The 20,230-nt window shown below is 52.7% G+C and carries 24 protein-coding genes and 1 tRNA gene; 19 read left to right on the forward strand and 6 right to left on the reverse strand.

The window, feature by feature from the left end; translation table 11 throughout:
• Window position 1: 1 nt before the first annotated feature.
• From ACY692_RS07915 to ACY692_RS07925, 3 genes are all read right to left on the reverse strand, one after another.
• A tRNA-Ser gene (locus ACY692_RS07915) sits at window positions 2–92 on the reverse strand.
• A gap of 112 nt (window positions 93–204) precedes the next feature.
• Entirely contained in the window at window positions 205–711 is a 507-nt protein-coding gene (tadA, locus tag ACY692_RS07920; RefSeq protein WP_462324813.1) for a tRNA adenosine(34) deaminase TadA, read from the reverse strand.
• 62 nt (window positions 712–773) lie between these two features.
• Window positions 774–1,583 (reverse strand): phosphoribosylformylglycinamidine synthase subunit PurQ, encoded by an 810-nt coding sequence (locus ACY692_RS07925; protein ID WP_462324814.1) that lies wholly within the window; start codon window positions 1,581–1,583, stop codon window positions 774–776.
• 269 nt (window positions 1,584–1,852) lie between these two features.
• On the opposite strand from ACY692_RS07925, the gene ACY692_RS07930 reads away from it, so the two are divergent.
• From ACY692_RS07930 to ACY692_RS08000, 15 genes are all read left to right on the forward strand, one after another.
• On the forward strand, window positions 1,853–3,487 hold the full coding sequence (locus ACY692_RS07930; RefSeq protein WP_462324815.1) for a CTP synthase: 1,635 nt from the start codon (window positions 1,853–1,855) through the stop codon (window positions 3,485–3,487).
• A gap of 12 nt (window positions 3,488–3,499) precedes the next feature.
• Window positions 3,500–4,306 (forward strand): 3-deoxy-8-phosphooctulonate synthase, encoded by an 807-nt coding sequence (gene kdsA, locus ACY692_RS07935; protein ID WP_462324816.1) that lies wholly within the window; start codon window positions 3,500–3,502, stop codon window positions 4,304–4,306.
• Window positions 4,296–4,817 carry a KdsC family phosphatase gene (locus ACY692_RS07940; RefSeq protein WP_462324817.1) on the forward strand — a complete coding sequence of 174 codons (522 nt, stop codon included), beginning with the start codon at window positions 4,296–4,298 and terminating at the stop codon, window positions 4,815–4,817. The genes kdsA and ACY692_RS07940 overlap by 11 nt, the downstream gene beginning before the upstream one ends.
• Window positions 4,817–5,368, forward strand: a complete 552-nt coding sequence (gene lptC, locus ACY692_RS07945; protein WP_462324818.1) for an LPS export ABC transporter periplasmic protein LptC — start codon at window positions 4,817–4,819, stop codon at window positions 5,366–5,368. The genes ACY692_RS07940 and lptC overlap by 1 nt, the downstream gene beginning before the upstream one ends.
• A gap of 105 nt (window positions 5,369–5,473) precedes the next feature.
• Window positions 5,474–5,974 carry an LptA/OstA family protein gene (locus ACY692_RS07950; protein ID WP_462324819.1) on the forward strand — a complete coding sequence of 167 codons (501 nt, stop codon included), beginning with the start codon at window positions 5,474–5,476 and terminating at the stop codon, window positions 5,972–5,974.
• A gap of 5 nt (window positions 5,975–5,979) precedes the next feature.
• Window positions 5,980–6,702 carry an LPS export ABC transporter ATP-binding protein gene (gene lptB / locus ACY692_RS07955; protein ID WP_462324820.1) on the forward strand — a complete coding sequence of 241 codons (723 nt, stop codon included), beginning with the start codon at window positions 5,980–5,982 and terminating at the stop codon, window positions 6,700–6,702.
• Between the two features lie 148 nt (window positions 6,703–6,850).
• Window positions 6,851–8,296 carry an RNA polymerase factor sigma-54 gene (gene rpoN, locus ACY692_RS07960; RefSeq protein WP_462324821.1) on the forward strand — a complete coding sequence of 482 codons (1,446 nt, stop codon included), beginning with the start codon at window positions 6,851–6,853 and terminating at the stop codon, window positions 8,294–8,296.
• A 114-nt stretch (window positions 8,297–8,410) separates the two neighbouring features.
• Window positions 8,411–8,953 carry a ribosome hibernation-promoting factor, HPF/YfiA family gene (gene hpf, locus ACY692_RS07965; RefSeq protein WP_462324822.1) on the forward strand — a complete coding sequence of 181 codons (543 nt, stop codon included), beginning with the start codon at window positions 8,411–8,413 and terminating at the stop codon, window positions 8,951–8,953.
• Window positions 8,954–8,956: 3 nt separating this feature from the next.
• Window positions 8,957–9,406: a PTS sugar transporter subunit IIA gene (locus tag ACY692_RS07970; RefSeq protein WP_462324823.1), complete on the forward strand. Its 450-nt coding sequence runs from the start codon at window positions 8,957–8,959 to the stop codon at window positions 9,404–9,406.
• Window positions 9,407–9,411: 5 nt separating this feature from the next.
• A complete protein-coding gene (gene rapZ, locus ACY692_RS07975) occupies window positions 9,412–10,293 on the forward strand; it encodes an RNase adapter RapZ (protein ID WP_462324824.1) in 882 nt (293 codons plus the stop codon).
• A gap of 16 nt (window positions 10,294–10,309) precedes the next feature.
• Window positions 10,310–10,717 (forward strand): PTS sugar transporter subunit IIA, encoded by a 408-nt coding sequence (locus ACY692_RS07980; RefSeq protein WP_462324825.1) that lies wholly within the window; start codon window positions 10,310–10,312, stop codon window positions 10,715–10,717.
• Window positions 10,718–11,185: a PTS sugar transporter subunit IIB gene (locus ACY692_RS07985; RefSeq protein ID WP_462324826.1), complete on the forward strand. Its 468-nt coding sequence runs from the start codon at window positions 10,718–10,720 to the stop codon at window positions 11,183–11,185.
• A gap of 16 nt (window positions 11,186–11,201) precedes the next feature.
• Window positions 11,202–11,888, forward strand: a complete 687-nt coding sequence (locus tag ACY692_RS07990; RefSeq protein ID WP_462324841.1) for a PTS sugar transporter subunit IIC — start codon at window positions 11,202–11,204, stop codon at window positions 11,886–11,888.
• A 260-nt stretch (window positions 11,889–12,148) separates the two neighbouring features.
• On the forward strand, window positions 12,149–13,069 hold the full coding sequence (locus ACY692_RS07995) for a manganese-dependent inorganic pyrophosphatase (protein WP_462324827.1): 921 nt from the start codon (window positions 12,149–12,151) through the stop codon (window positions 13,067–13,069).
• A 156-nt stretch (window positions 13,070–13,225) separates the two neighbouring features.
• The gene (locus tag ACY692_RS08000) at window positions 13,226–13,660 is read left to right on the forward strand and encodes an iron-sulfur cluster assembly scaffold protein (RefSeq protein WP_462324828.1); all 435 of its coding nucleotides are present in this window, start codon (window positions 13,226–13,228) and stop codon (window positions 13,658–13,660) included.
• 50 nt (window positions 13,661–13,710) lie between these two features.
• Here ACY692_RS08000 and ACY692_RS08005 read toward each other — a convergent pair whose 3' ends face one another.
• Entirely contained in the window at window positions 13,711–15,228 is a 1,518-nt protein-coding gene (locus ACY692_RS08005; RefSeq protein ID WP_462324829.1) for a CDP-archaeol synthase, read from the reverse strand.
• 144 nt (window positions 15,229–15,372) lie between these two features.
• On the opposite strand from ACY692_RS08005, the gene ACY692_RS08010 reads away from it, so the two are divergent.
• The 4 genes from ACY692_RS08010 to ACY692_RS08025 all read left to right on the forward strand — a co-directional run bounded on the left by ACY692_RS08010 (window position 15,373) and on the right by ACY692_RS08025 (window position 18,439).
• Window positions 15,373–15,798, forward strand: a complete 426-nt coding sequence (locus ACY692_RS08010) for a hypothetical protein (protein WP_462324830.1) — start codon at window positions 15,373–15,375, stop codon at window positions 15,796–15,798.
• 84 nt (window positions 15,799–15,882) lie between these two features.
• Window positions 15,883–17,052 (forward strand): aminotransferase class I/II-fold pyridoxal phosphate-dependent enzyme, encoded by a 1,170-nt coding sequence (locus ACY692_RS08015; protein WP_462324831.1) that lies wholly within the window; start codon window positions 15,883–15,885, stop codon window positions 17,050–17,052.
• Window positions 17,049–17,684 (forward strand): alpha/beta fold hydrolase, encoded by a 636-nt coding sequence (locus ACY692_RS08020; RefSeq protein ID WP_462324832.1) that lies wholly within the window; start codon window positions 17,049–17,051, stop codon window positions 17,682–17,684. The genes ACY692_RS08015 and ACY692_RS08020 overlap by 4 nt, the downstream gene beginning before the upstream one ends.
• A complete protein-coding gene (locus ACY692_RS08025; RefSeq protein WP_462324833.1) occupies window positions 17,681–18,439 on the forward strand; it encodes a methyltransferase domain-containing protein in 759 nt (252 codons plus the stop codon). Before ACY692_RS08020 ends, ACY692_RS08025 begins: the two co-directional genes overlap by 4 nt.
• A gap of 119 nt (window positions 18,440–18,558) precedes the next feature.
• Here the strand turns inward: ACY692_RS08025 and bioB are convergent, their stop codons facing one another.
• Window positions 18,559–19,536: a biotin synthase BioB gene (gene bioB / locus ACY692_RS08030; RefSeq protein WP_462324834.1), complete on the reverse strand. Its 978-nt coding sequence runs from the start codon at window positions 19,534–19,536 to the stop codon at window positions 18,559–18,561.
• Window positions 19,533–20,186 (reverse strand): dethiobiotin synthase, encoded by a 654-nt coding sequence (bioD, locus tag ACY692_RS08035; RefSeq protein ID WP_462324835.1) that lies wholly within the window; start codon window positions 20,184–20,186, stop codon window positions 19,533–19,535. Before bioD ends, bioB begins: the two co-directional genes overlap by 4 nt.
• Window positions 20,187–20,230 lie beyond the last annotated feature (44 nt).

The following is a 20,230-nucleotide window of genomic DNA, read 5'->3' on the forward strand; positions in this document are numbered from 1 at the left end:
ATGGCGGAGAGGGTGGGATTCGAACCCACGTACCCTTGCGGATAACTCGATTTCGAGTCGAGCGCGTTACGGCCGGACTTCGCTACCTCTCCATTATTTCAAGTGCTTGTGTTGGTGCGGTCAAGCCCTTATTGGTGATTTTTGGAGCGTTTCACCAATGGATCACCAAGGGGATGGGAATGGGGCCCGGCTCCTCGTCCATATCTATTTTGTTGCTTTACGTTCTTGCCGTCGTTTTTTGAAAAAACTTTTAATTAGGCTACTGCATTCTGGAGCCATTATTCCTGGAATGACGGTAAAACAATGGTTGGCCCAGGGGAGATCGTTCCCATGTAGGCGGGATGCAATGGCCCCGGTCTTCGGATCGTCCGCACCATAGACAACCGTATCAATGCGGGCGTGGATTATCGCTCCGAGACACATGATACATGGCTCGAGGGTGACCACCAGGGTAGACCCAGGAATACGGTAGTTACTACTCTTTCGGCAACCTTCACGGATGGCAAGTATCTCCGCGTGTGCCGTCGGATCATTCAGGGCTATGCTCTGATTATATCCCTTACCTATAGGGTTGCCATCTTTGTCGAAAAGTATGGCCCCCACGGGGATCTCACCCCGTTGTGCCGCCAGGTCCGCCTGCATCAGAGCCTGGCCCATGGGACCATCCCAGCGGGACCGGCACCCCGGAGGAGCCTCTTTATTGGATTCCATCTTTGGAAGCAAGGATAAATTTGTACCGGGGGTATAAAATATTCTGGCCTCGGTCCTTATTGTTACAGTCTACGGAGATATTGGATGCCCCGTTCCATGAGGGCTGTGCCGAGGAGGGTCGTTCCCCCCCTGGTCCATGCAGGGTGGTTCGTGGGATGGTTGTATGCCTCCGGGTGGGGCATGAGTCCCAGAATCCTTCCCGAGGGATCGGTCAATCCGGCTATTCCCAGAGGCGAACCATTGGGATTGGCGGGGTATGCCTGCGTGGGTTCCTTGCTGCCGGGATCGATATACTGCAGGGCGATCAGGTTTGCCTGTTCCAATTCCTTGAGGACTTGATCATTTTTAGTGATGAGTTTTCCCTCCCCGTGGCGGACCGGAAGATACAGGGTGTCCAGCCCGTTGGTGAAAACGCATGGTGAAAGGGGGTTGCATTTGAGATGGACCCAGCGGTCCTCGAAACGGGCCGAATCGTTATGGCTCAAAGAGACCTGCCTTTCGAAATACCTTCCACCGGAAGCCGGTAACAGGCCGAGTTTGACCAAAAGTTGGAAGCCGTTACAGATCCCGAGGATGATCCCCTGGGAGGCCAAAAATTTTTTCAGCTCATTTTCCAGGGACATGCCGGATGATGTCTTGGTGTATCTCCAGCGTAGGGCCGCGGCCTGGGCGGCCCCAAGTTCGTCGCCATCAAGAAATCCCCCCGGAAAAATGATAAAATTATAATCGATCAGGGAAAATTTTTCCGCAGCGAGGTCAGAAAAATAGGCGATGTCGGTTTGGTCCGAACCAGCCTGTTGAGCGGCAAAAGCGCTCTCTTTTTCACAATTCGTACCGTATCCGGTAATGACTAAGGTTTTGACCTCGGCCATCATTCCTCCTGGCATTGTCTATATTATAACAAGGGTATGTGGATTTATCGGACAATTATTGCTGAGACAAAAGAAATAAAATAATATCCCTCCTGTTCGCAAGAAGCAAGGAATATTTAAGGATCCAAGTTTCTTGACAAGATAAAAAATCATTGTCTAATGACTCCAATGCTCAACAGCTGTAGAAAAATTTTTGGGGTGGGCCGCACGGTGGTGGTGGCCCATTTATTTTAGTGTTTTTTTTGCTGGAATCTGAACTGCGGGGAAGTATGAAAACCAAATTTATTTTTGTTACAGGGGGGGTTCTCTCCTCTCTCGGCAAGGGGCTGGCTGCCGCTTCTTTGGGTACGTTGCTCAAGGCCCGAGGCCTCAGCGTGACCATCCTTAAGCTCGATCCGTATATCAATGTCGATCCGGGCACCATGAATCCCTTCCAGCACGGTGAAGTCTACGTGACGGACGATGGAGCCGAAACCGACCTTGATCTCGGTCATTACGAACGGTTTCTTGACCAGCATTTGGGGCAAGCCAACAACTTCACCTCCGGCAGGGTGTATCATACCGTTATCTCCAAAGAGCGGCGGGGTGATTATCTCGGGGGGACGGTGCAGGTCATCCCGCATATCACCGATGAGATCAAGTCCTCCATCCTCAGCGTGGTCAGCGACGATCTGGATGTGGCCATCGTGGAAATCGGGGGAACCATCGGTGACATCGAAGGCCAACCATTTCTCGAGGCTATCCGGCAGCTCCGGACCGACCTCGGCAGGGACAATGTCCTGTACATCCACCTCACCCTGGTGCCCTTTATCAAGGCGGCCGGGGAAATCAAAACCAAGCCCACCCAGCACAGTGTCAAAGAACTCCGTAGTATCGGGATCCAGCCCGACATCATTCTCTGCCGTTCCGAAATCGATTTAAGTAAGGATATCAAGGCCAAGATAGCGTTGTTTTGCGATGTCGAGCCTGACGCGGTCTTCACGGCTATCGATGTGGATAGTATATACGACCTCCCCATGAGTCTTTATGATGAAGGTGTGGACCAGAAGATAGCCATTCTGCTCAGGCTTTCCGCGAGAAATCCTAATCTGCACACATGGGAGAAACTGGTACACAAAATCCATAATCCGGTAGGAAGAACCCCCATCGCCATTGTGGGTAAATACGTCGATCTCAAAGAGGCCTACAAGAGTCTGCATGAGGCATTGATCCATGGTGGAGTGGCCAACGATCATGCCGTTGATCTTGTCTATGTCAATTCGGAAGAGATCACTCCGGAGAATTGTTCGCAAAAACTCTCAGGGGTCAATGGGATCCTCGTTCCCGGAGGATTCGGCAACCGTGGGGTCGAGGGGAAGATCGAGGCGATCCGTTATGCCCGGGAAAATAAGATTCCTTTTTTCGGCATTTGTCTCGGCATGCAATGTGCTGTCATTGAATTTGCCCGCCATGTCCTAAAATATGAAAAGGCCAATTCCGAAGAATTTGATGAAAACACCCCCTATCCGGTTATTTATTTGATGAAGGAATGGTTCGACATCCGGAAGCAGCGGCTCCAATTCCGGGACAAAGAGTCGGACAAGGGAGGGACGATGCGGCTTGGAGCGTATCCCTGCGTCGTCAAGGAGGAGACGCTGGCCCATACTGCGTATGGGGTCTGCGAGGTGAGCGAACGGCATCGCCATCGTTTTGAGTTCAACAAAACCTATGCCGACGATTTTGGAACGAACGGCATGGTATTGAGTGGATACTCCCCGGACGAAACCCTGGTCGAGATTGTCGAGCTCCGTGACCACCCATGGTTCGTGGGGTGTCAATTCCATCCGGAATTCAACTCCAATCCCTTGCACGCCCACCCCCTGTTTAGGGAGTTTGTCAAGGCGACTCTTGCCTATAAAAAATAGCCCATCCCTGCCATGAATCAACTCTTCGACATCTCCTCCTCTGGTCCCTTTATTATCGCTGGACCATGTGCCCTTGAAAGTTTGGATCTTGCCCGCGACACTGCGATGGAACTGGCTGGAATCTCCAGAGACCTCGGTGTGCCTATCATCTTTAAGAGTTCTTTTGACAAAGCCAACCGCACCTCGGTGACCAGTTTCAGGGGACCGGGGATGGTTACAGGAGCTGATTGGCTCGGGCAGATCCGTGAGAAAACCGGGCTGCCGGTCATAACGGATATCCATTTGCCCGAGCAGGCCCTGCCGGTTGCCGAGGCCGTCGATGTCCTCCAGATCCCGGCGTTCTTATGTCGCCAGACCGATCTGTTATTGGCGGCCGCCTCAACGGGAAAGATTGTCAACGTGAAAAAAGGACAATTCCTGGCTCCGTGGGACATGCAATCCGTGGTCGACAAATTACGGTCCGTCGGCCACGAAAAGATCTGGCTCACAGAGCGTGGGGCATCGTTTGGATACAACAATCTGGTGGTCGATTTCAGGTCTCTCGTGATCATGCAGGGGTTTAACGTTCCGGTCGTGTTCGACGCCACGCATTCGGTGCAGATTCCCGGTGGCCGGGGTACTTCGTCGGGAGGCAGCAGGGAATATGTTCCTGTCCTCGCCAGGAGTGCGGTTGCCGCGGGGTGCCAGGGCGTGTTCATGGAGGTGCATCCCGATCCGGACAATGCCCTGTGCGATGGCCCGAACAGCTGGCCCTTGGCAAAGACCAAGGCCTTGCTCCAAGAGCTGTTGGCCATATGGGGGGTGCCGCATGGATGCTAAAGCCCGTGCCGCAGAGACCAAGATGCTGGTTCTCGATGTCGATGGTGTGTTGACCGATGGGGGACTATACTATGACCAGGAGGGCAGGATCCTGAAGCGGTTCAATGTCCAGGACGGCCTGGGGATCAAACTTGCCCAGCGGGCAGGGATTGCCATTGCCGTGATCTCGGGACTCAATTCACGGGCGGTCGCGACCAGGGTCAAAGAACTTGGGATCGAATATTATTATCCGGGACATCACCATAAGATTCCAATTTTGCAGAAGATCAGCCAAAAATCAGGAATCGATGTCTCGCATATGGCCTATCTAGGAGATGACTGGGTAGATGTCGGCCCTATGGAGACGGTAGGATTGCCCATGGCCGTGGCCAACGCCCAGCCGGAGATTCTCTCCTTGGCGCTTTGGATTGCACAATCTTCCGGTGGGCATGGGGCGGTCCGCGAGGCCGTACGGTTCCTTTTACAGGCCCAAAACCAGTTGGACCAACTATGGCGGACATGGGCTGATTGATGACCAAGCGTTTACTATGTTTATCGATTTTTCTAGCTTTCTGCATCGTACTTCTTACCATCGTCTCTTGGCGGGTCGATAAGAATACGCAAGAGGAATCCCTGGTTCCAGACAGTGGGGTCGACTTGACCTTGCAGGGGGTCAATTTGCGGCAGGGAAAGGATGGCCGTCTTCTCTGGACCCTTAACGCCACGAGCGCGGATTATGCCAAGGGAGAGGGGATCGTTGTCGTTGAAAGCCCAAAAATATTATATTTTCAAGAAGATAAAAAGGAACCCTTGTATGTTGAAGGTGAACATGGCAGAATAAATCAAAAGGACGATCAGATCGTTCTCTGGTCCAATGTTCTTGCCAGATACCAGGGGAACCTCTTGGAGACGACACGGCTCGATTACAACGGTACCTCACGGATGATATTTTTCAAGCAAGCTGTCCGATTGACAGGAAAAAATATGATCATGACAGCAGAAGGGGCCCGACTCAACCTGGAAAATGAGCAGATCCATGCACAGGGAGCTGTGCGCGTGGTCCTACGGAAAGCGATGCGCTAGGGGGGGGCACAATTGGAATCTTGGTGTTTGCCAAAACGTAATCCTTTATTGGAACAAAAAGGGTATTCCGTGAAGAACGTTTATATATTTTTACTGGGGTGTCTGGTGTTTTTTTCTTGGACCGGTTTTTCACTTGCCGGGGCCCAGGGGAAAAAGGTACCCACGACCATTACCTCTGACGACATGACCTATGATCCCGATTCAAACCGGGTCTCCTTTTCCGGTGAGGTACATGTCGCCCGCAAGGATTTTCAGCTTTGGTCAGAAAAGTTGTTCATCCATTTTGTTGGACAGCAGAACCGCGGATCCTCCAGCGCGGTGGAAGGAACCGATCCCGGCCGGGATTTGTCTGATGTAAAAAAGATCATCGCCGTACACAACGTACGCTTGGAAAGTCAGGGAAAAAAGGGGTTTTGCGGAAAAGCGACCTATTTTCAGGACCAAGACATGTTGCAGATGGAGGACGAGCCAAGGTTGGAGGACGGCAAAAACCAGATTATGGGTGAGATAATCAAGCTGTACATCAAGGACAACCGCAGTGAAGTGATCGGTGGCAAAAAACGGGTCGAAGCCATATTCTATTCACGTCCAGATCAGGTGGAGTGAACCCTATGGCTATTCTCAGCGCCCACGAACTTTTCAAGAAGTTTGGCAAAAAAGAGGTTGTCAGGGGGATCGACATCAAGGTCGAGCAGGGTGAAGTGGTCGGTCTTCTTGGCCCGAACGGAGCCGGCAAGACGACAACTTTTTACATGCTCGTAGGGATCATCCGTCCTTCAGGGGGCACCGTCTTTTTGGACGACCGCAACATCACCTCCTGGCCGCTCCACCGAAGGGCCAAGCATGGTCTCAGTTATCTCCCCCAGGAAAGTTCCATCTTTAAAAAACTCAGCGTACGCCAAAATCTACAAATTATTTTGGAATATACCGGGTTGCCCAAAAAAGAGCAGACAGAAAGGGCGGACCGTCTATTGGACCAACTGGGTATAACCCGTTTGGCAGACCAGAAGGCCGCATTTTTGTCAGGAGGGGAGCGCAGAAGGCTTGAAATAGCCCGGGCCTTGATCCAGGATCCTAAATTCATGCTCCTGGACGAACCCTTTGCCGGCATTGATCCCCTGGCCGTTGAGGATATCCAGCAGATTGTACATTCTTTGCGCAAAATGGGGATCGGTGTGCTCATATCTGATCATAACGTCCGGGAAACACTAACTATTTGCGATAGGGCATCCCTCGTTTACCGGGGCCGGATTATTTTGGAAGGTACTCCGGATACGATAGTCGATGATCCCAAGGCCCGGCAAATTTATCTCGGTGAAGATTTCAGGCTTTAGATCGTTGCCAGAGGCTGACTTCTGTGGCACAAGGAATTTATGATCAAAGATTGGTATAATCAACTATAGTTCGTTGAAATAATTTGGAAATCCTTTTCGGAAACAGTATGTGCAAACACAGGCGGCTTTCCCAAAGAAGAGAATAACTATGGCACTGGAATTACGACAAAATCTCAAGCTCACGCAGCAGCTGGTCATGACCCCGCAGTTGCAGCAAGCGATCAAACTTTTGCAACTTTCCCGGGTTGAGCTTTTGGACGTGGTCCAGGAAGAATTGCTGGAAAACCCAATGCTTGATGAGCAGGTTCCAGACCAGAGCAAAGGAGAGGAAGAAAAACCCCCCGAAAAGGAAGACAATGGGCAGGAGGAAAAAAAAGAGTTTGCAACCGAAGAAAAGGATTTTTTGAAAAACGCCGAATGGGAAGACTATCTCGGGGATTTTTCAAGCACCACCAGACAGGTTCAGGGCCATGAAAGCGAATCACTAGAAGAGATCAGCTCATACGAAGGCCGTGTCTCCGCCAAGCCCTCCCTGGAGGGGCATCTACTTTGGCAGCTCCACCTGTCGGACGCGAACGCAGAGGAATGCCGCATCGGCGAATCGATCATCAATAACCTGACGTCCTCCGGTTATTTTGCGTCCAGTGTAGAAGATGTCGCTTCCGAACTCCAGGTCGCCGAAGAAGCGGTTGCCGGGGTTCTCCACACGATGCAGATGTTCGATCCGATCGGCATCGCTGCCCGCACGGCCAAAGAGTGTTTGCTCATCCAGCTTGATGCCGTGGGGGATGAGGATCCCATCCTTCGGACGTTGATTTCCGAACATCTCGAGGATATCGAACAGAGACGGTATAAGCCTCTTCTGCGAAAATTCAAACTGTCCAAGGATGATCTCAAGGAGTATCTGGACATCATCACCTCCCTCGATCCTTTGCCCGGTGCCAGTTATGGAACGTCTACCTCTGTCTATGTCAGTCCAGATGCATATGTGTATAAATACGATGATGACTTCATCATTGTCTTGAACGACGATGGATTGCCCAAGCTGCAACTCAATCCGTTCTACATGGAAACGATGCAGACCAAGACGAACAAGGAAGATTCCTCCTATTTGCATGAAAAGATGCGCGCGGCCCAGTGGTTGATGAAAAGCCTACAACAGCGACAACGTACGTTGTACAAGGTTGTCGAGAGTATTGTCCGCTTCCAGCACGATTTTTTTGAATATGGTGCCACTCGACTCAATCCACTCATCCTCAAGGATGTGGCTTCAGATATCGACATGCATGAATCTACAGTCAGCAGAATCACCACGAACAAATATCTGGCCACCCCCCATGGTATTTTCGAGCTGAAATATTTTTTCAATAGTGCCCTTGATCTTGATGATGGGACACAGGTTGGTTCAGAGAGTGTCAAGGTGGCTATCAAGAAGATCATTGAAGGGGAAGATCCAAAAAAGCCCTATAGTGATGAAAAAATATCCCATATGCTCAAAGATATCTTGGAAGTGAATATCGCCCGCAGGACCGTCGCCAAGTACCGTTCTGCCCTGAACATTGAATCATCTTCCAGACGAAAAAAATTTTTTTAACACCGTGTTTTACATTAGGGAGATAAAACCTGGGAGTCGATGGAACGTTTTAGATATTCGTTCCGGAATGTATGCGTTTAAGTCGTGTGCCCACCTTTATCCAGGAGGTATTCTATGAATATGAATTTCAACTTCAAGAATTTTGAGCCATCAAACCATCTCCGTGAGTACGCCAAGGGACGTTTTGGCAAGATTGCCAAATATGTACCGAACCCGGAAAATACGGATTTGCAGGTGAATCTTGAAGTGGAAAAATTCCGTCATCGGGCAGATGTTGTCCTCACCGGTGACAACCTCCGTTTGTCCGCTAATGAAGAGAGCGAGGACATGTATTCGACCGTGGACTTGCTGCTCGACAAGTTGGAGTCCCAGGTCCGTCGTCTCCGTGACAAGAATAAGAAGAACCGAAAAAAGGCAAGAGGGGGCCGTTTCGATGTCATAAGTTTTTCCGAGGAATCCGGATTCAAAGGCCAATCACCGACCATAGTACGTTCAGACCGTTTCTCCCCAAAACCCATGGGGGTCGATGAGGCGGCCATGCAGCTCGATAATCTTGAAGATAAATTTTTGGTTTTTCTCAACGCCGAAACCGAACGGGTCAATGTAATCTATCACCGTAAAAACGGAGATTTTGGTCTCATTGATCCTGGGATTTGATACATGAAACTTGCAGATTTTCTCGATGATGGATGTGTAATCAATGACTTACAGGCCAGGACCAAGAAGGAGGTCCTGGCCGAACTTATTACGCCACTCAAGGCAAAATGGCCCAATATTGATCAAGAAAAAATATTGGGAGTGCTCCTTGATAGGGAAGCGCTCGGGACCACCGGCATCGGCGATGGTATCGCCATCCCGCATGGCAAACTCGAATCCATACAGGAGGTGGGACTTGTCGTGGGCCGATCTCTCGACGGGCTCGACTTCAAGGCGCTTGATCATAAACCATGTCGGATTTTCTTTCTGGTGCTCGCCCCTGAAAATATAGCCGGAATGCACTTGCGGATATTGGCCCATATCTCCCGTCTCCTCCAGGATGTCTCTTTCCGCCAAGCATTTCTCGAAGCGCCGGACCGAACGACTCTGTGCAATCTTCTAAACGAGGCCTAGCAATCGTGACCCCAGCACATCCACCCGTCGTCATTTTGACCGGCCTTTCCGGAGCCGGTAAAAGCACGGCACTCAATGTTTTTGAGGATCTCGGTTTTTTTTGTGTGGACGGCTTGCCCGCACGCATTGTCTCTGCATTGGTCACCCTGTTCTCAGGGGAAAATCCATCCAAGTACCGGGGCATTGCCCTGGGCATGGATCTACGCCAACTCGATTTTTTGGACCAGTGGCAGGTCGCCCGCAAGGAGTTGGACAGGCTCGGCGTCACTCCCCGGGTCGTATTCATCGAGGCCGCTCCCGAGGTCTTGTTGCGCAGATATGCAACGACGAGACGCCCGCACCCGTTGGAATCCACGGTTGATGGACTCGAACAGGCATTGGACAAAGAACGGGAAATCCTTATGCCTATCCGCGACAAGGCCGATCTTGTCCTTGATACTTCCGAATATTCAATACATGATCTGCGGCGGATCATCCAGGAGCATTGGAATGTTTCATCTGAAAACCAGTCCGGATTCCGCGTCCATCTCGTATCCTTTGGATTCAAATATGGATCTCCAGGGGAGGCCGATATCGTTTTGGATCTGAGATTTTTGCCGAATCCCTATTTCGACGAGTCACTGCGCCCCCGTTCCGGCAAGGAAGAGGCCGTGGCGAACTATGTCTTTTCAGAAGACTATGCACGAAAATTTATTGATAAAGTGGAGCATTTTTTTTCTTTTTTGTTGCCGCTGTATGCCAAGGAAGGACGTTATCGACTGACCATTGCCTTGGGCTGCACCGGGGGAAGACACCGCTCTGTTGCCGTTTCTGAATCGCTGTTCAGATTTTTGCGGCAGAAAGGATTTCTCGTCTCCTTGGAACACCGTCATTTGGAATTAGAATAGATATGGGGCTGTTGGAATGATAGGTATTGTCTTGGTGACCCATGGTGGATTGGGTGAAATCTTGATCGAAACGGCGGGATCGATTGTTGGAGAGCCCCCGTATTGTTCTTCTGTGGCCATAGATGTATCCAGGGGAATGGATACCATCCTCGCAGAGACCAAGGAGGCGGTCACAGCGTGTGACCAAGGGGACGGCGTATTGATCCTTACGGACATGTTCGGCGGCACACCGACGAACATCAGCCTCTCCCTCCTCGGATCAGGACAACTCGAGGTCGTTACTGGAGTCAATTTGCCCATGTTACTCAAGGTGTTGGGGACCCGCGGGGGTGAATTGCAAAAACTGGCTTCGGAAGCCAAATCCGCAGGAAAACAAGGAATACTTGTTGCCGGGGAAGTCTTGCGCAGGAGGGTTGAAAAGTAGATGCTCTGGGTGCGTATCGACAATCGTCTCGTCCATGGTCAGGTTATAGAGACCTGGTTGCCATACACCAAGGCCCGAACCATCATTGTCATAAACGATGAGCTCGCTGAAGACCCATTACGGCAAGAGATCATGCTCCTTGCCATACCCCAAAATATCGACCTCGTTTTTTCCAGGGTCGCCAAGGCAGAAAAGGCCATTACCGCAGCCAGAGAAAAACGCCACGGAATGTCCATTCTTTTACTTTTTTCTTCGTGCAGCGACGCCCGGCTCGCATATACCCATGGGCTCGCCTTTTCCCGCCTCAACATTGGTAATCTCCACTATGGTCCAGGTAAAAAACAGGTCTGTGACCATGTAGCCCTTGGCTCTGAAGACATCACCTGTCTCCAATTTTTCAGCAAGCAGGGGATTGATCTCGATTTTAGGTGTGTACCGAACAAACCCGTTCAGGTGACTTCATGGTGAGTCTCTCTTTGCCCGTATTGGCCCAACTTGCGCTTGGAAGTTTTTTTTTGCCGTTTTTTCACTTTTCCGCTTTTGCATCAGCATCAATCTCCTCGCCCGCCCTCTAGCGGCCGGATTTATCTGGTCCCTTTTCTCTGGTTCGTGGTCGACCGGTCTCGGTGTGGCCTTTTTTTTCGAACTCTTCTGGCTTGATACCATTCCGGTTGGGACCTTCATTCCCCCTGTGGCCCTCTTTTCTACCATTGGTTCCCTCTCTCTCATCCATGTTCTTGGAATCCATCTGCCATGCGAAGCCTTCGTGGCCATGCTCGTAACCGTTCCCTTCGCCACCCTGATTGCCTGGATCGAAACAAAGCAACGGCTCTGGCACAACCGTGAATTCAACATGCTCGTCTTGGCAACGCGCAGGGGAAACGCCAAACTTTTTGCGCCACAAAAATTTATCGGCAAGGGGATCGTGGGGTCCTTTTTGCTCCAGGCGACAACCTGTTTCCTTATCCTCATTCCCCTCGAGATCCTGTTGGATAAGGGATTGGTCTACCAAGGCCTCTATGCATGGTGCTCCTGGCCGATGCTATGGCTCCTGGGAAGTCTTGGCGGGGTCTTGTCCATGCGTTTTCGGCACGGTCCCGTGGTCGTTGTGGCCTTGATACTCATGATAGGGGGGCTCGGATGGATTTTTGAAAAAATGCCAATCCTATGACCTTCATCCAGCGGTTCTGGATGGTTTTTCACTGGTAATTGTTTTTTTACTAGTTTTTTCAGTTTTTTGGAGGTCCGAATCTTTGGACGCCGATTTTTTACGGCTCGCCCCCGGCCCGTTGAAAAAAATAATAAATTTCCCCCTATGAATCCCTTGGCAGCCGCAATTAATTGTGATATTTGGCACAAGCGTTCTTCATGCATTGGATACAATTCCTACTGATGAAGTAATTTTTTTTCTTTCAATTGAGGAGGTTAATCATGGCAGTGTATGTATTTGGTCACAAGAATCCCGATTCCGATACCGTTTGTGGCGCTATCGCCCTGGCCGATCTGCAGAGCAAACTGGGGGTCGAGGCCCTTCCCGTCACCCAGGGCGCGATCAATCCTGAATCCGCTTTTATCCTGGAAAAGTTCGGCGTTGCCGTTCCCGAGGTCAAAACCTCTTTTGCCGGGGAAAAAGTCATGCTCGTGGACCACTCCGATCTGGCCCAGAGCCCTGACGATCTGAAGGAAGCCGAAGTTCTCGGTATTGTCGACCACCACAAACTGGGCGACGTGACCACTCCCAATCCCCTGGAATGCTGGATCTGGCCTGTTGGCTGTTCCTGCACCGTCCTCAAGGCGATGTACGATTTCTACGGTGTGGAGATCCCCAAGAGCATCGCCGGTCTCATGCTTTGTGCCATTCTGAGCGATACGGTTATCTTCAAATCCGCCACATGCACGGAAAAGGACAAGAAGGCCGCTGAAGAACTGGCCAAGATCGCCGGCGAATCCGACCTGCAGGCCCTGGGTATGAAGATGTTCGAGGTCAAGTCCGCGATCAAGGGCACGCCCATGCGTGAACTGGTCGAACGTGACTACAAGGATTTTAACATGAACGGAAACAAGGTCGGCATTGGTCAGCTCGAGCTGGTCGATCTCGCCCTGGTCGCCGACATCAAGGAAGATCTGGCCAAGGATATCCAGGCTCTCAAGGAAGAAGGCAATCGTCATTCCGTATTCCTGATGCTCACCGACATCATGAAGGAAGGAACCGAAATGCTTATCGTTTCCGACGACGAATCCGTTGTCGAGAAGGCCTTTGGTGCGAAACCCGAAGGTGGCAAGGTCTGGTTGGACGGTGTCATGAGCCGCAAAAAGCAGGTTGTGCCCAACTTTGAGAAAGCCTTTGCATAGAAAATCCTCGTTGCTGTAGTGTTCAAAGGCCCGCTGCAAGTCACTTGCAGCGGGCCTTTGTTGTCACGTGGTACCGAAGCCGATAAAAACCGATTGCCACCTGGAATATTTCCCTCTACACCGTTTCTCCATATTCCATACACGAAAGGAGCGACAATGAGCGATACACTTGATGCTTTTTTGGACGACCTGCAGAATCGTGTTTTCGAGGATACTCGAGAAAACATGGGCGAAGAGGTTTATAAGCGGTGGCGTACTCCCATTCGCCTTGAAAAAATGAACAACCCCTCTGCAACGGCCGCCTTGACGGGCAGCTGCGGGGACACCATCACCATCTATCTCGATATCGAGAAGGATGTGGTCAAAAAGGCCCGGTTCGAGACCACGGGGTGCGGTTCGAGCCAGGTCAGCGGGGAAGTTGCCTGTGAGTATGCAGAAAACAAGACCGTGGAGCAGGCGGGCATGCTTGATGGCAAAGACGTCCTAGAAACTCTGGGTGGGCTCCCCGAGGAAAATGAACATTGCGCCTATCTCGCGGCCGAGACGTTGCGCGAGGCGGTACACAAATATTTGGAAAAGGAAAAAAAGTAGGAGGGGGGGGATAGTGCGCAGGGCGGACTGCGTTGCGTGGAGGGGCGTGGTTAGACCGACGGTCCCCCCACGTGTCCTGCCTTTTGGCTGCGTTTCTCCTGCCTCCCTGTTTCTTTTTGGTCACACCGGAGCGTAATGACCACGATTTCGCCGGGGCAGTTGAATCGGACAGGAACGCCCGAGACCCCGACACCGTTACTGGTATACCCCTGCATGTCCCCTTCAGACCATCGACCAACGCAGACACGGCGTGGGGCCTTACAGTGAGTGAACACCGGGCCGATAGGAGGAATTTGGATCTGTCCTCCGTGGGTGTGCCCGGCAAGGTAGAGATCGGCCCTGTGGGAGACCTGTCTATAGAGTTCCGGAGAATGGGCCAGAAAGAGGGTGCATGCCTTGGGGGGAATATCTCCAAAGGTCTGGCCGATATCTTCGCACTTGTAGTAATGGGGGTCATCGGTCCCGGCGATCCACAGCTTTTTCCCGTCTTTCTCAAGGCAGATGGCGTCGTTTACCAGAACATGGACCCCCATTCCGCTGAGGGCTTCGGTCATCTCGATACAATCATGATTGCCCAACACGGCAATGATCCCATGGTGTGACTTGACCGCCCCGGTGACCATTCCAAGCCGAGTTAGGGAGTCCCGGCAGCTGCCATGCGTGGCCATGCGATAATCCCCCCCGAGCAGACACAGGTCCACCTCGATTTCTGGAAGCATTGTAATGAGTCGCTCAGAGAGCCCCTGGAGTCCGTCGAGGTGCAGATCACTCATAAACAGGATGCGCATTCCGTCGAACGGGGGAGGGAGGGTTGCAAGCTCCACGACCAGGTCTTTGCGCTGAAAAAAGAGGGCATTGGCCTTCCCCCGGGAGTAGATCCCCATCGTCTTGAACACCGTTTGGATGACCAGGTGGTAGTATATCGCGTCTTCAAAATGGATGAAGCTGCGCCAGAATCTGGATTGTAAATGGCAGGAAGCGAATTCTTTGGCCAGAATCCGGGGCTTGAGGGGGCGTGGATAGGGAGCGTATCTGGTGGTTGCCGATCGCAAGAACGTTTTGTACAAACGTGATCCCACATATGCCCCGATGGAAAAGAGAACCAAAAGGGTGGCGGTACCAAGCCAGGTGGATCCGAAACGGTATTTGAGCAGTACAAGGGGCAATACACCTTCCACGCCTTGGTCCAGCCCCGGAAAATCGTTCCCGCTCGAGATTTTGAGACGGCGTTTGAGAAAGCTCGAACACAGATCACCGGTCATGCTCAGTACGGCACAAAAAAAACCGGTCCACAGGGTCAACCCAAAAGCGTATCCGAAAAAAGAGCCGCAAACCAATGCCGCACCGATCCCCCTAAAGGTCTTGTGCGGTCCGAAAAGGGGCTCACCATCCCTCCATCTTTTTCCCCCATCAACGGGGAATATGCCCTTATCCTCGAAAAAATAGGCGGCAAGGGGAGGGGCAAAATTGATCAGCCAGAGTAAGAGCAATATTTTTAGGTACAGGAGCATGGTACATAGAAGGGGATAGGGTGGAAGGCTGGTTTGCACTCCGATACAGGTTTTCATTATGTGTGACAACTGGAGTCTTTCAGTTTTGGTTTTTTTATTCCAGGACTTTTCTTTGTCCCCGTGAAGGTGTAGGTGGTCCGGAACATGAAAATGTCCATGTGACAAGTGATACCCACGAACCATTCACACAAGGAGCTGTTCATGGCGGAAAACGATGTTTTGGCGCAGGTCGATGCGTTCCTGGCAGAATGGCAGGATAGCGAGGCCCAGCCCAAAAAAGCATTCATGCGGTTGAGGGACTATCTCAAAGGACTCACGGACTGTACTCTGGAATTCAACGCCCGGCCCGGAGTGACCTATTCCCTGCGGGGCAAACACAACGACCAGTCCAAGCGTCCCCTTTTCGTCATGGCCGACGTGATCGACGACGACCCTACGGAGCGCTGGCTTTCCGTGTGTTTTTATGCCGAACTCATCAGCGATCCTGACGAGCTCGGCGAGTACGCTCCTGAAGGACTTTTTGGCGAAGACGCCTGCTGTTTTGATATCGACGGGTATGAAGAGGGCCCTCTTGCCTATGTGGAAAAGCGCATCGACGAAGCATGGGAGGCCGCAGCCAAGGAATGATGGAACGATTGAGATGAGTGTCCACGCCCGGTCCGTTCCCCAAACGAACCGGGCATTTTTTTATCTCTGCAAGTGGAACTATGTATGACATTTTTTACCGATTGGATCACCACCCAAAAAAGACGGATCAAAGCCCGTGGGCTGTGGCGTGAAATCCCGAATATCGATTCCGGGGCCGATCTGCTCGTTCATCTGGACGGGAAAGAGGCCATCAATCTGGCTTCCAATAATTATCTCGGCCTGGCGGGAAAAAACGTGATGCAGGAAGCGGCCGTGCATGCGACCACGGCATACGGAACCTCCAGCGGTGCTTCCCGGCTGGTGACCGGAACATTCGCAATGTACGGAAAGCTCGAGACCGCTCTTGCCGGACTCAAGAATCAGGAAGCCAGTTTGATTTTCGGATCCGGCTATGCGGCCAATCTGGGACTTGTGACCACTCTTGCAGATCGAAAAAGCGTTGTTTTTTCCGATCGTCTGAACCACGCATCCATCGTGGACGGGATTGTCTTGTCCAGGGCCCATCACGTCCGCTACCGGCATAACGACATGGATCATCTGGCCTACTGTCTGGAAAAATACCGGGACGTTCCCCAAAAGCTCCTGGTCACCGATTCCGTGTTCAGCATGGACGGGGACCGTGCGGACCTGTGCGCCATCGTTGCGTTATGCAAAGAACATGGCGTGGTCATGGCCGTTGATGAGGCCCATGCCACCGGAATTCTGGGGCGTGGGCAGGGGCTTGCCTGTGAACTGGGGGTCGAACAGGAGATCCAGCTGCATATGGGGACGTTGAGCAAGGGGCTTGGGTCCTATGGGGGGTTTGTCTGCGCCCGGCAGGGTGCTGTTGATATACTCAAGAATCTGGCCCGTTCGTTTATCTTTTCAACGGCCCTGCCGCCCGCAGTGATCGGGGCGGGACTCTGCGGGGTTGACTGGGTGAACGACCATCCAGACCAAGGACAGATTTTACTTAATAATTCCAATCGAATGCGTGAATTTCTCTCGGCTCTGGAATTTAATGTCGGCCCCTCGTCCACCCAGATCATTCCGGTGATCATCGGAGATAATGGAAAGACCTTGTGGGCCCGTGACCATCTTCTGGGATCCGGGGTGCTCGTTTCAGCCATCCGACCACCCACCGTGCCCGAGGGAACCGCCAGGTTACGGCTGGCCCTGAGGGCCGATATGCGGGAAGAGCACCGGGCCAAGGTTATGGACGCCTTTGTCCGGTTGCAGGAGGACATGGCATGAACCAACCGGAGCAATTCTGTTTTCTTTCGGGATGGGCCGGGTACGCGGCGCTGTTTCCGCGCTTGGGCGGGCTATCCCACTTCCAGGTTCCATTTTCTCCTTTTGGCGAGCAGAAGGTGAAGGATACCATCATCAATCAGGTTCACGCGCAGACACTCGTGGCCTGGTCAACGGGAGCGCATATGGTCCTCAAGTGGGGAGGAGCTGTGTGGGATCGTTTTGCAAGGGTCGTGCTCATCGCCCCGTTTTTCGATTTCACCCGCTGTCTGCCGCCCCGGATCATACGGAGTATGCAGGATCGTCTTGCAAGCAAAGGGGCTGGGGTGCTCTCGGAGTTCTACGCCAATTGTGGGGTCCCGGGTGGTGTCGGCGTAAATTTTGAAGATGTGTGCATCCCGGAACTTGTCGAGGGCTTGGACTATCTGCTCGAGTCCCGATGTTCTCTTGCAGGGTGTGCGGATACAGGCACCGATATCCATCTGGTCCATGGATCAAAGGACAAGATCGTACCCCTTCGCGCCTTCCGGGAGGTCTGCTCCGCTCTGCCCCAGGCTACTGTCCATCGCCTTGCATGCGGCCACTTTGTGGACGAGCAATGCATTATCCCTCTTGTCGAGTCGATCAGCCAGTGAAAGCACGCATCAAAAACGCCTTTGACCGCGCCAGCCGGTCGTATGAGAAGTGGGCCCTTGTCCAGCGGGACGTGGCCCTCGACTGTGCTGGTCTGGTGGCGGAACGAACCTATGACAACGTCCTTGAGATCGGTTCCGGCGCGGGATTTTTGACCACGCATCTTGCTTCCAGGATCAATCCCCGCGTCTATCTGGCCCTGGATCTTGCTCATGGCATGGCCATAAAGCCTGTCTTTTCCTCGCTTTCTCATGTCTTCCCCCTTGTGGGCGATGGGGAGAACCCACCCCTGCTTCCGGAATGTGTCGATCTTCTGGTCAGTTCTTCCTCCCTGCAATGGTATCTCGAACCGGAAAGGTCGATCCCCGACAATATGGCCCTGCTCCGCCCTGGCGGTGATTTTGCCATTGCCTTGTTTGTCGAAGGTACGATGAGAGAACTCGGAGACGTGAGCAGAGACACCGGATTCGCCTCGGTCTTTCCTATGCGCTCGGCCGCGTATTATGAACGGATCATGGCAGGAATCGGCGGGATCAGCTGGGAAAGCCGAACCCGTACCCGGATGATACACTATGAATCGGTCAAGGCGTTCCTGCGTGCCCACCAGGGAACAGGCGCCGGGGCCACGCCGAACATGGGCAGGGTAGGGAGACGCAGGTATGCGGATTTCTGCAGGGAGTACGCGGCCAGGTATAAGGATGGGGAGGGAATTCGGGCCACGTATGAAGTGGTGTATCTTTATGGGAGGAAGCGATGAAAAGGTGGAAATTGTACCCCTCCAGCCCGTTGTATCGTCACGACATAATGGTAAAAACGCAGGGTCCTGCCCCTTGTGTGTTCCTTTCCGGTCAACATTGCTGAAATTTTCGAATTATTTCATCCGTACTCGAGCCCGAGGTCCTCGAGAAGTCCGAGATCCTGTTCCAGCGTTCTTCCTTTTCGGGTCAGATAGTTACCGGTCATGATCCCGCTGGCACCTGCCTGGAAAACCATTGGGTGCAGTTCCTTCAGGTTGGCCACCCGCCCGCCGCAGACGATGATTTCCTTGTCGGGCAGGGCGAACCGGAACAGGGCGATGCGTCGCAGACATTCCAGAGGACGCAGCGGACGTGCATGTTCAAGCGGGGTCCCCGGAATGGGGATGAGAAAATTCATGGGTACGGCGTCCACATCGATGTCCCGCAGGGTCAGGGCCAGATCAAGGGTCTGTTCCAGACTTTCACCCAGTCCGAAGATGCCTCCGGAACACACCTCAAGGCCAACCTCCTTGGCCGCGCGCAGGGTTGCCACCCGTTCCTTGAAGCGGTGGGTGGTGCAGATGGACGGGAAGAGTTCGGCGCAGGTTTCCAGATTGTGATGGTATCTGGTCATCCCGTTTCTCTTGAGTTCCGCCAGGTCTTCCCTGTGGAGGATCCCAAGCGATGCACACAGCTTGATGTCCTTGCCTTTGAGATCCCCCATGGCTCTGGCCACGTGGGGGATCTCTTTTTGGGGAAGCCTCCGTCCCGAGGTGACCAGGGAATAGCGGTTGATGGGGGAACGTGAGGCACGCACACCGCCTTCTACCATTTTTCCGTGGGGCAGAAGGGGATAGGTGGGAACATCCGTGTCAAAGTGTGATGATTGGGCGCAGTAGCTGCAATCTTCCGAACATCGGCCAGATTTGGCGTTCTGTATGGTGCACAGGTGGATTGACGGGCCGAAAAAATGGGTTCGAATGTGTTCGGTTCCGGCAAAGAGTTTGGTCAGATTGCCTTCGGGAATATCGGTCAGTTCCAGGAGCTCTTCACGGTCAAGGCGGATGGTCAGGGCCTTTTCAGCCAGCTCGGCAATGCGATGTATGGAGAGGTTCATGAGGGGTGTGTACCAAAGAGACGGTTGAAACAATCGGTCAGCATGGATGAAGACACGGGGTCGAGTTCTGGAATTTGACCAAGAATCGGTACCGTGCCGAAATGGGTAATGGCCGTAGCAGTATCGTCGTTGATAGCTCTGTTCAGGATCACCCCGGCCACGGGAATGGAGCGAAGGGCCAGGGCCTGCAGAGAGAGTAGGGTCTGGTTGATGGTTCCGAGGCGGTTGGCAGCCACAAGAACCACGGGAAGCCCCAGATGTGCGATCAGGTCGATCATCAGTTCCCTATCGTTCAAGGGAACCATGAGGCCGCCCGCCCCCTCAACGACCAGGCGAGACGTGGTCGTGGCTGCCGGATTCCTGGACGGAATGGTTACCCTGGATATATCGATGCGAACATTTTCACGCTGGGCAGCCAGATGGGGAGAAAGAGGGGCCTTGAAGGTGTAGACGGGCGGGACAAAACGGTCGTTGGACAGGTTGGTCAAGTGCCTGACGGTATCCGTGTCCGAACCCTGTTCGGTGCCGCTTTGGACAGGTTTGAAATATGTCGCTCCAAGCCCCTTGGTGAGCATGGCCGCCACCACGGTCTTACCGATATCCGTATCCGTTCCGGTGATGAAAAAGCGATCCGGGAAAATTGAGGGCATGGTCTGCTTCGGGGGGTAAGTGGAGGCGTTCGTCAACGCGGGAA

This window comes from Desulfoplanes sp. (assembly GCF_054921335.1).

What these genes read in the sequence shown, in the direction of transcription:
- hpf (WP_462324822.1), top strand. Translation starts at nt 8,411, where the DNA reads ATGAATATGAATTTCAACTTCAAGAATTTTGAGCCATCAAACCATCTC.
- lptB (WP_462324820.1), top strand. Translation starts at nt 5,980, where the DNA reads ATGGCTATTCTCAGCGCCCACGAACTTTTCAAGAAGTTTGGCAAAAAA.
- bioB (WP_462324834.1), bottom strand. Translation starts at nt 19,536, where the DNA reads ATGAACCTCTCCATACATCGCATTGCCGAGCTGGCTGAAAAGGCCCTG.
- ACY692_RS07985 (WP_462324826.1), top strand. Translation starts at nt 10,718, where the DNA reads ATGCTCTGGGTGCGTATCGACAATCGTCTCGTCCATGGTCAGGTTATA.
- lptC (WP_462324818.1), top strand. Translation starts at nt 4,817, where the DNA reads ATGACCAAGCGTTTACTATGTTTATCGATTTTTCTAGCTTTCTGCATC.
- ACY692_RS07930 (WP_462324815.1), top strand. Translation starts at nt 1,853, where the DNA reads ATGAAAACCAAATTTATTTTTGTTACAGGGGGGGTTCTCTCCTCTCTC.
- tadA (WP_462324813.1), bottom strand. Translation starts at nt 711, where the DNA reads ATGGAATCCAATAAAGAGGCTCCTCCGGGGTGCCGGTCCCGCTGGGAT.
- ACY692_RS08005 (WP_462324829.1), bottom strand. Translation starts at nt 15,228, where the DNA reads ATGAAAACCTGTATCGGAGTGCAAACCAGCCTTCCACCCTATCCCCTT.
- ACY692_RS07940 (WP_462324817.1), top strand. Translation starts at nt 4,296, where the DNA reads ATGGATGCTAAAGCCCGTGCCGCAGAGACCAAGATGCTGGTTCTCGAT.
- ACY692_RS08015 (WP_462324831.1), top strand. Translation starts at nt 15,883, where the DNA reads ATGACATTTTTTACCGATTGGATCACCACCCAAAAAAGACGGATCAAA.
- kdsA (WP_462324816.1), top strand. Translation starts at nt 3,500, where the DNA reads ATGAATCAACTCTTCGACATCTCCTCCTCTGGTCCCTTTATTATCGCT.
- ACY692_RS08010 (WP_462324830.1), top strand. Translation starts at nt 15,373, where the DNA reads ATGGCGGAAAACGATGTTTTGGCGCAGGTCGATGCGTTCCTGGCAGAA.
- bioD (WP_462324835.1), bottom strand. Translation starts at nt 20,186, where the DNA reads ATGCCCTCAATTTTCCCGGATCGCTTTTTCATCACCGGAACGGATACG.
- ACY692_RS08000 (WP_462324828.1), top strand. Translation starts at nt 13,226, where the DNA reads ATGAGCGATACACTTGATGCTTTTTTGGACGACCTGCAGAATCGTGTT.
- ACY692_RS07970 (WP_462324823.1), top strand. Translation starts at nt 8,957, where the DNA reads ATGAAACTTGCAGATTTTCTCGATGATGGATGTGTAATCAATGACTTA.
- ACY692_RS07980 (WP_462324825.1), top strand. Translation starts at nt 10,310, where the DNA reads ATGATAGGTATTGTCTTGGTGACCCATGGTGGATTGGGTGAAATCTTG.
- rpoN (WP_462324821.1), top strand. Translation starts at nt 6,851, where the DNA reads ATGGCACTGGAATTACGACAAAATCTCAAGCTCACGCAGCAGCTGGTC.
- ACY692_RS07995 (WP_462324827.1), top strand. Translation starts at nt 12,149, where the DNA reads ATGGCAGTGTATGTATTTGGTCACAAGAATCCCGATTCCGATACCGTT.
- ACY692_RS08020 (WP_462324832.1), top strand. Translation starts at nt 17,049, where the DNA reads ATGAACCAACCGGAGCAATTCTGTTTTCTTTCGGGATGGGCCGGGTAC.
- ACY692_RS07925 (WP_462324814.1), bottom strand. Translation starts at nt 1,583, where the DNA reads ATGGCCGAGGTCAAAACCTTAGTCATTACCGGATACGGTACGAATTGT.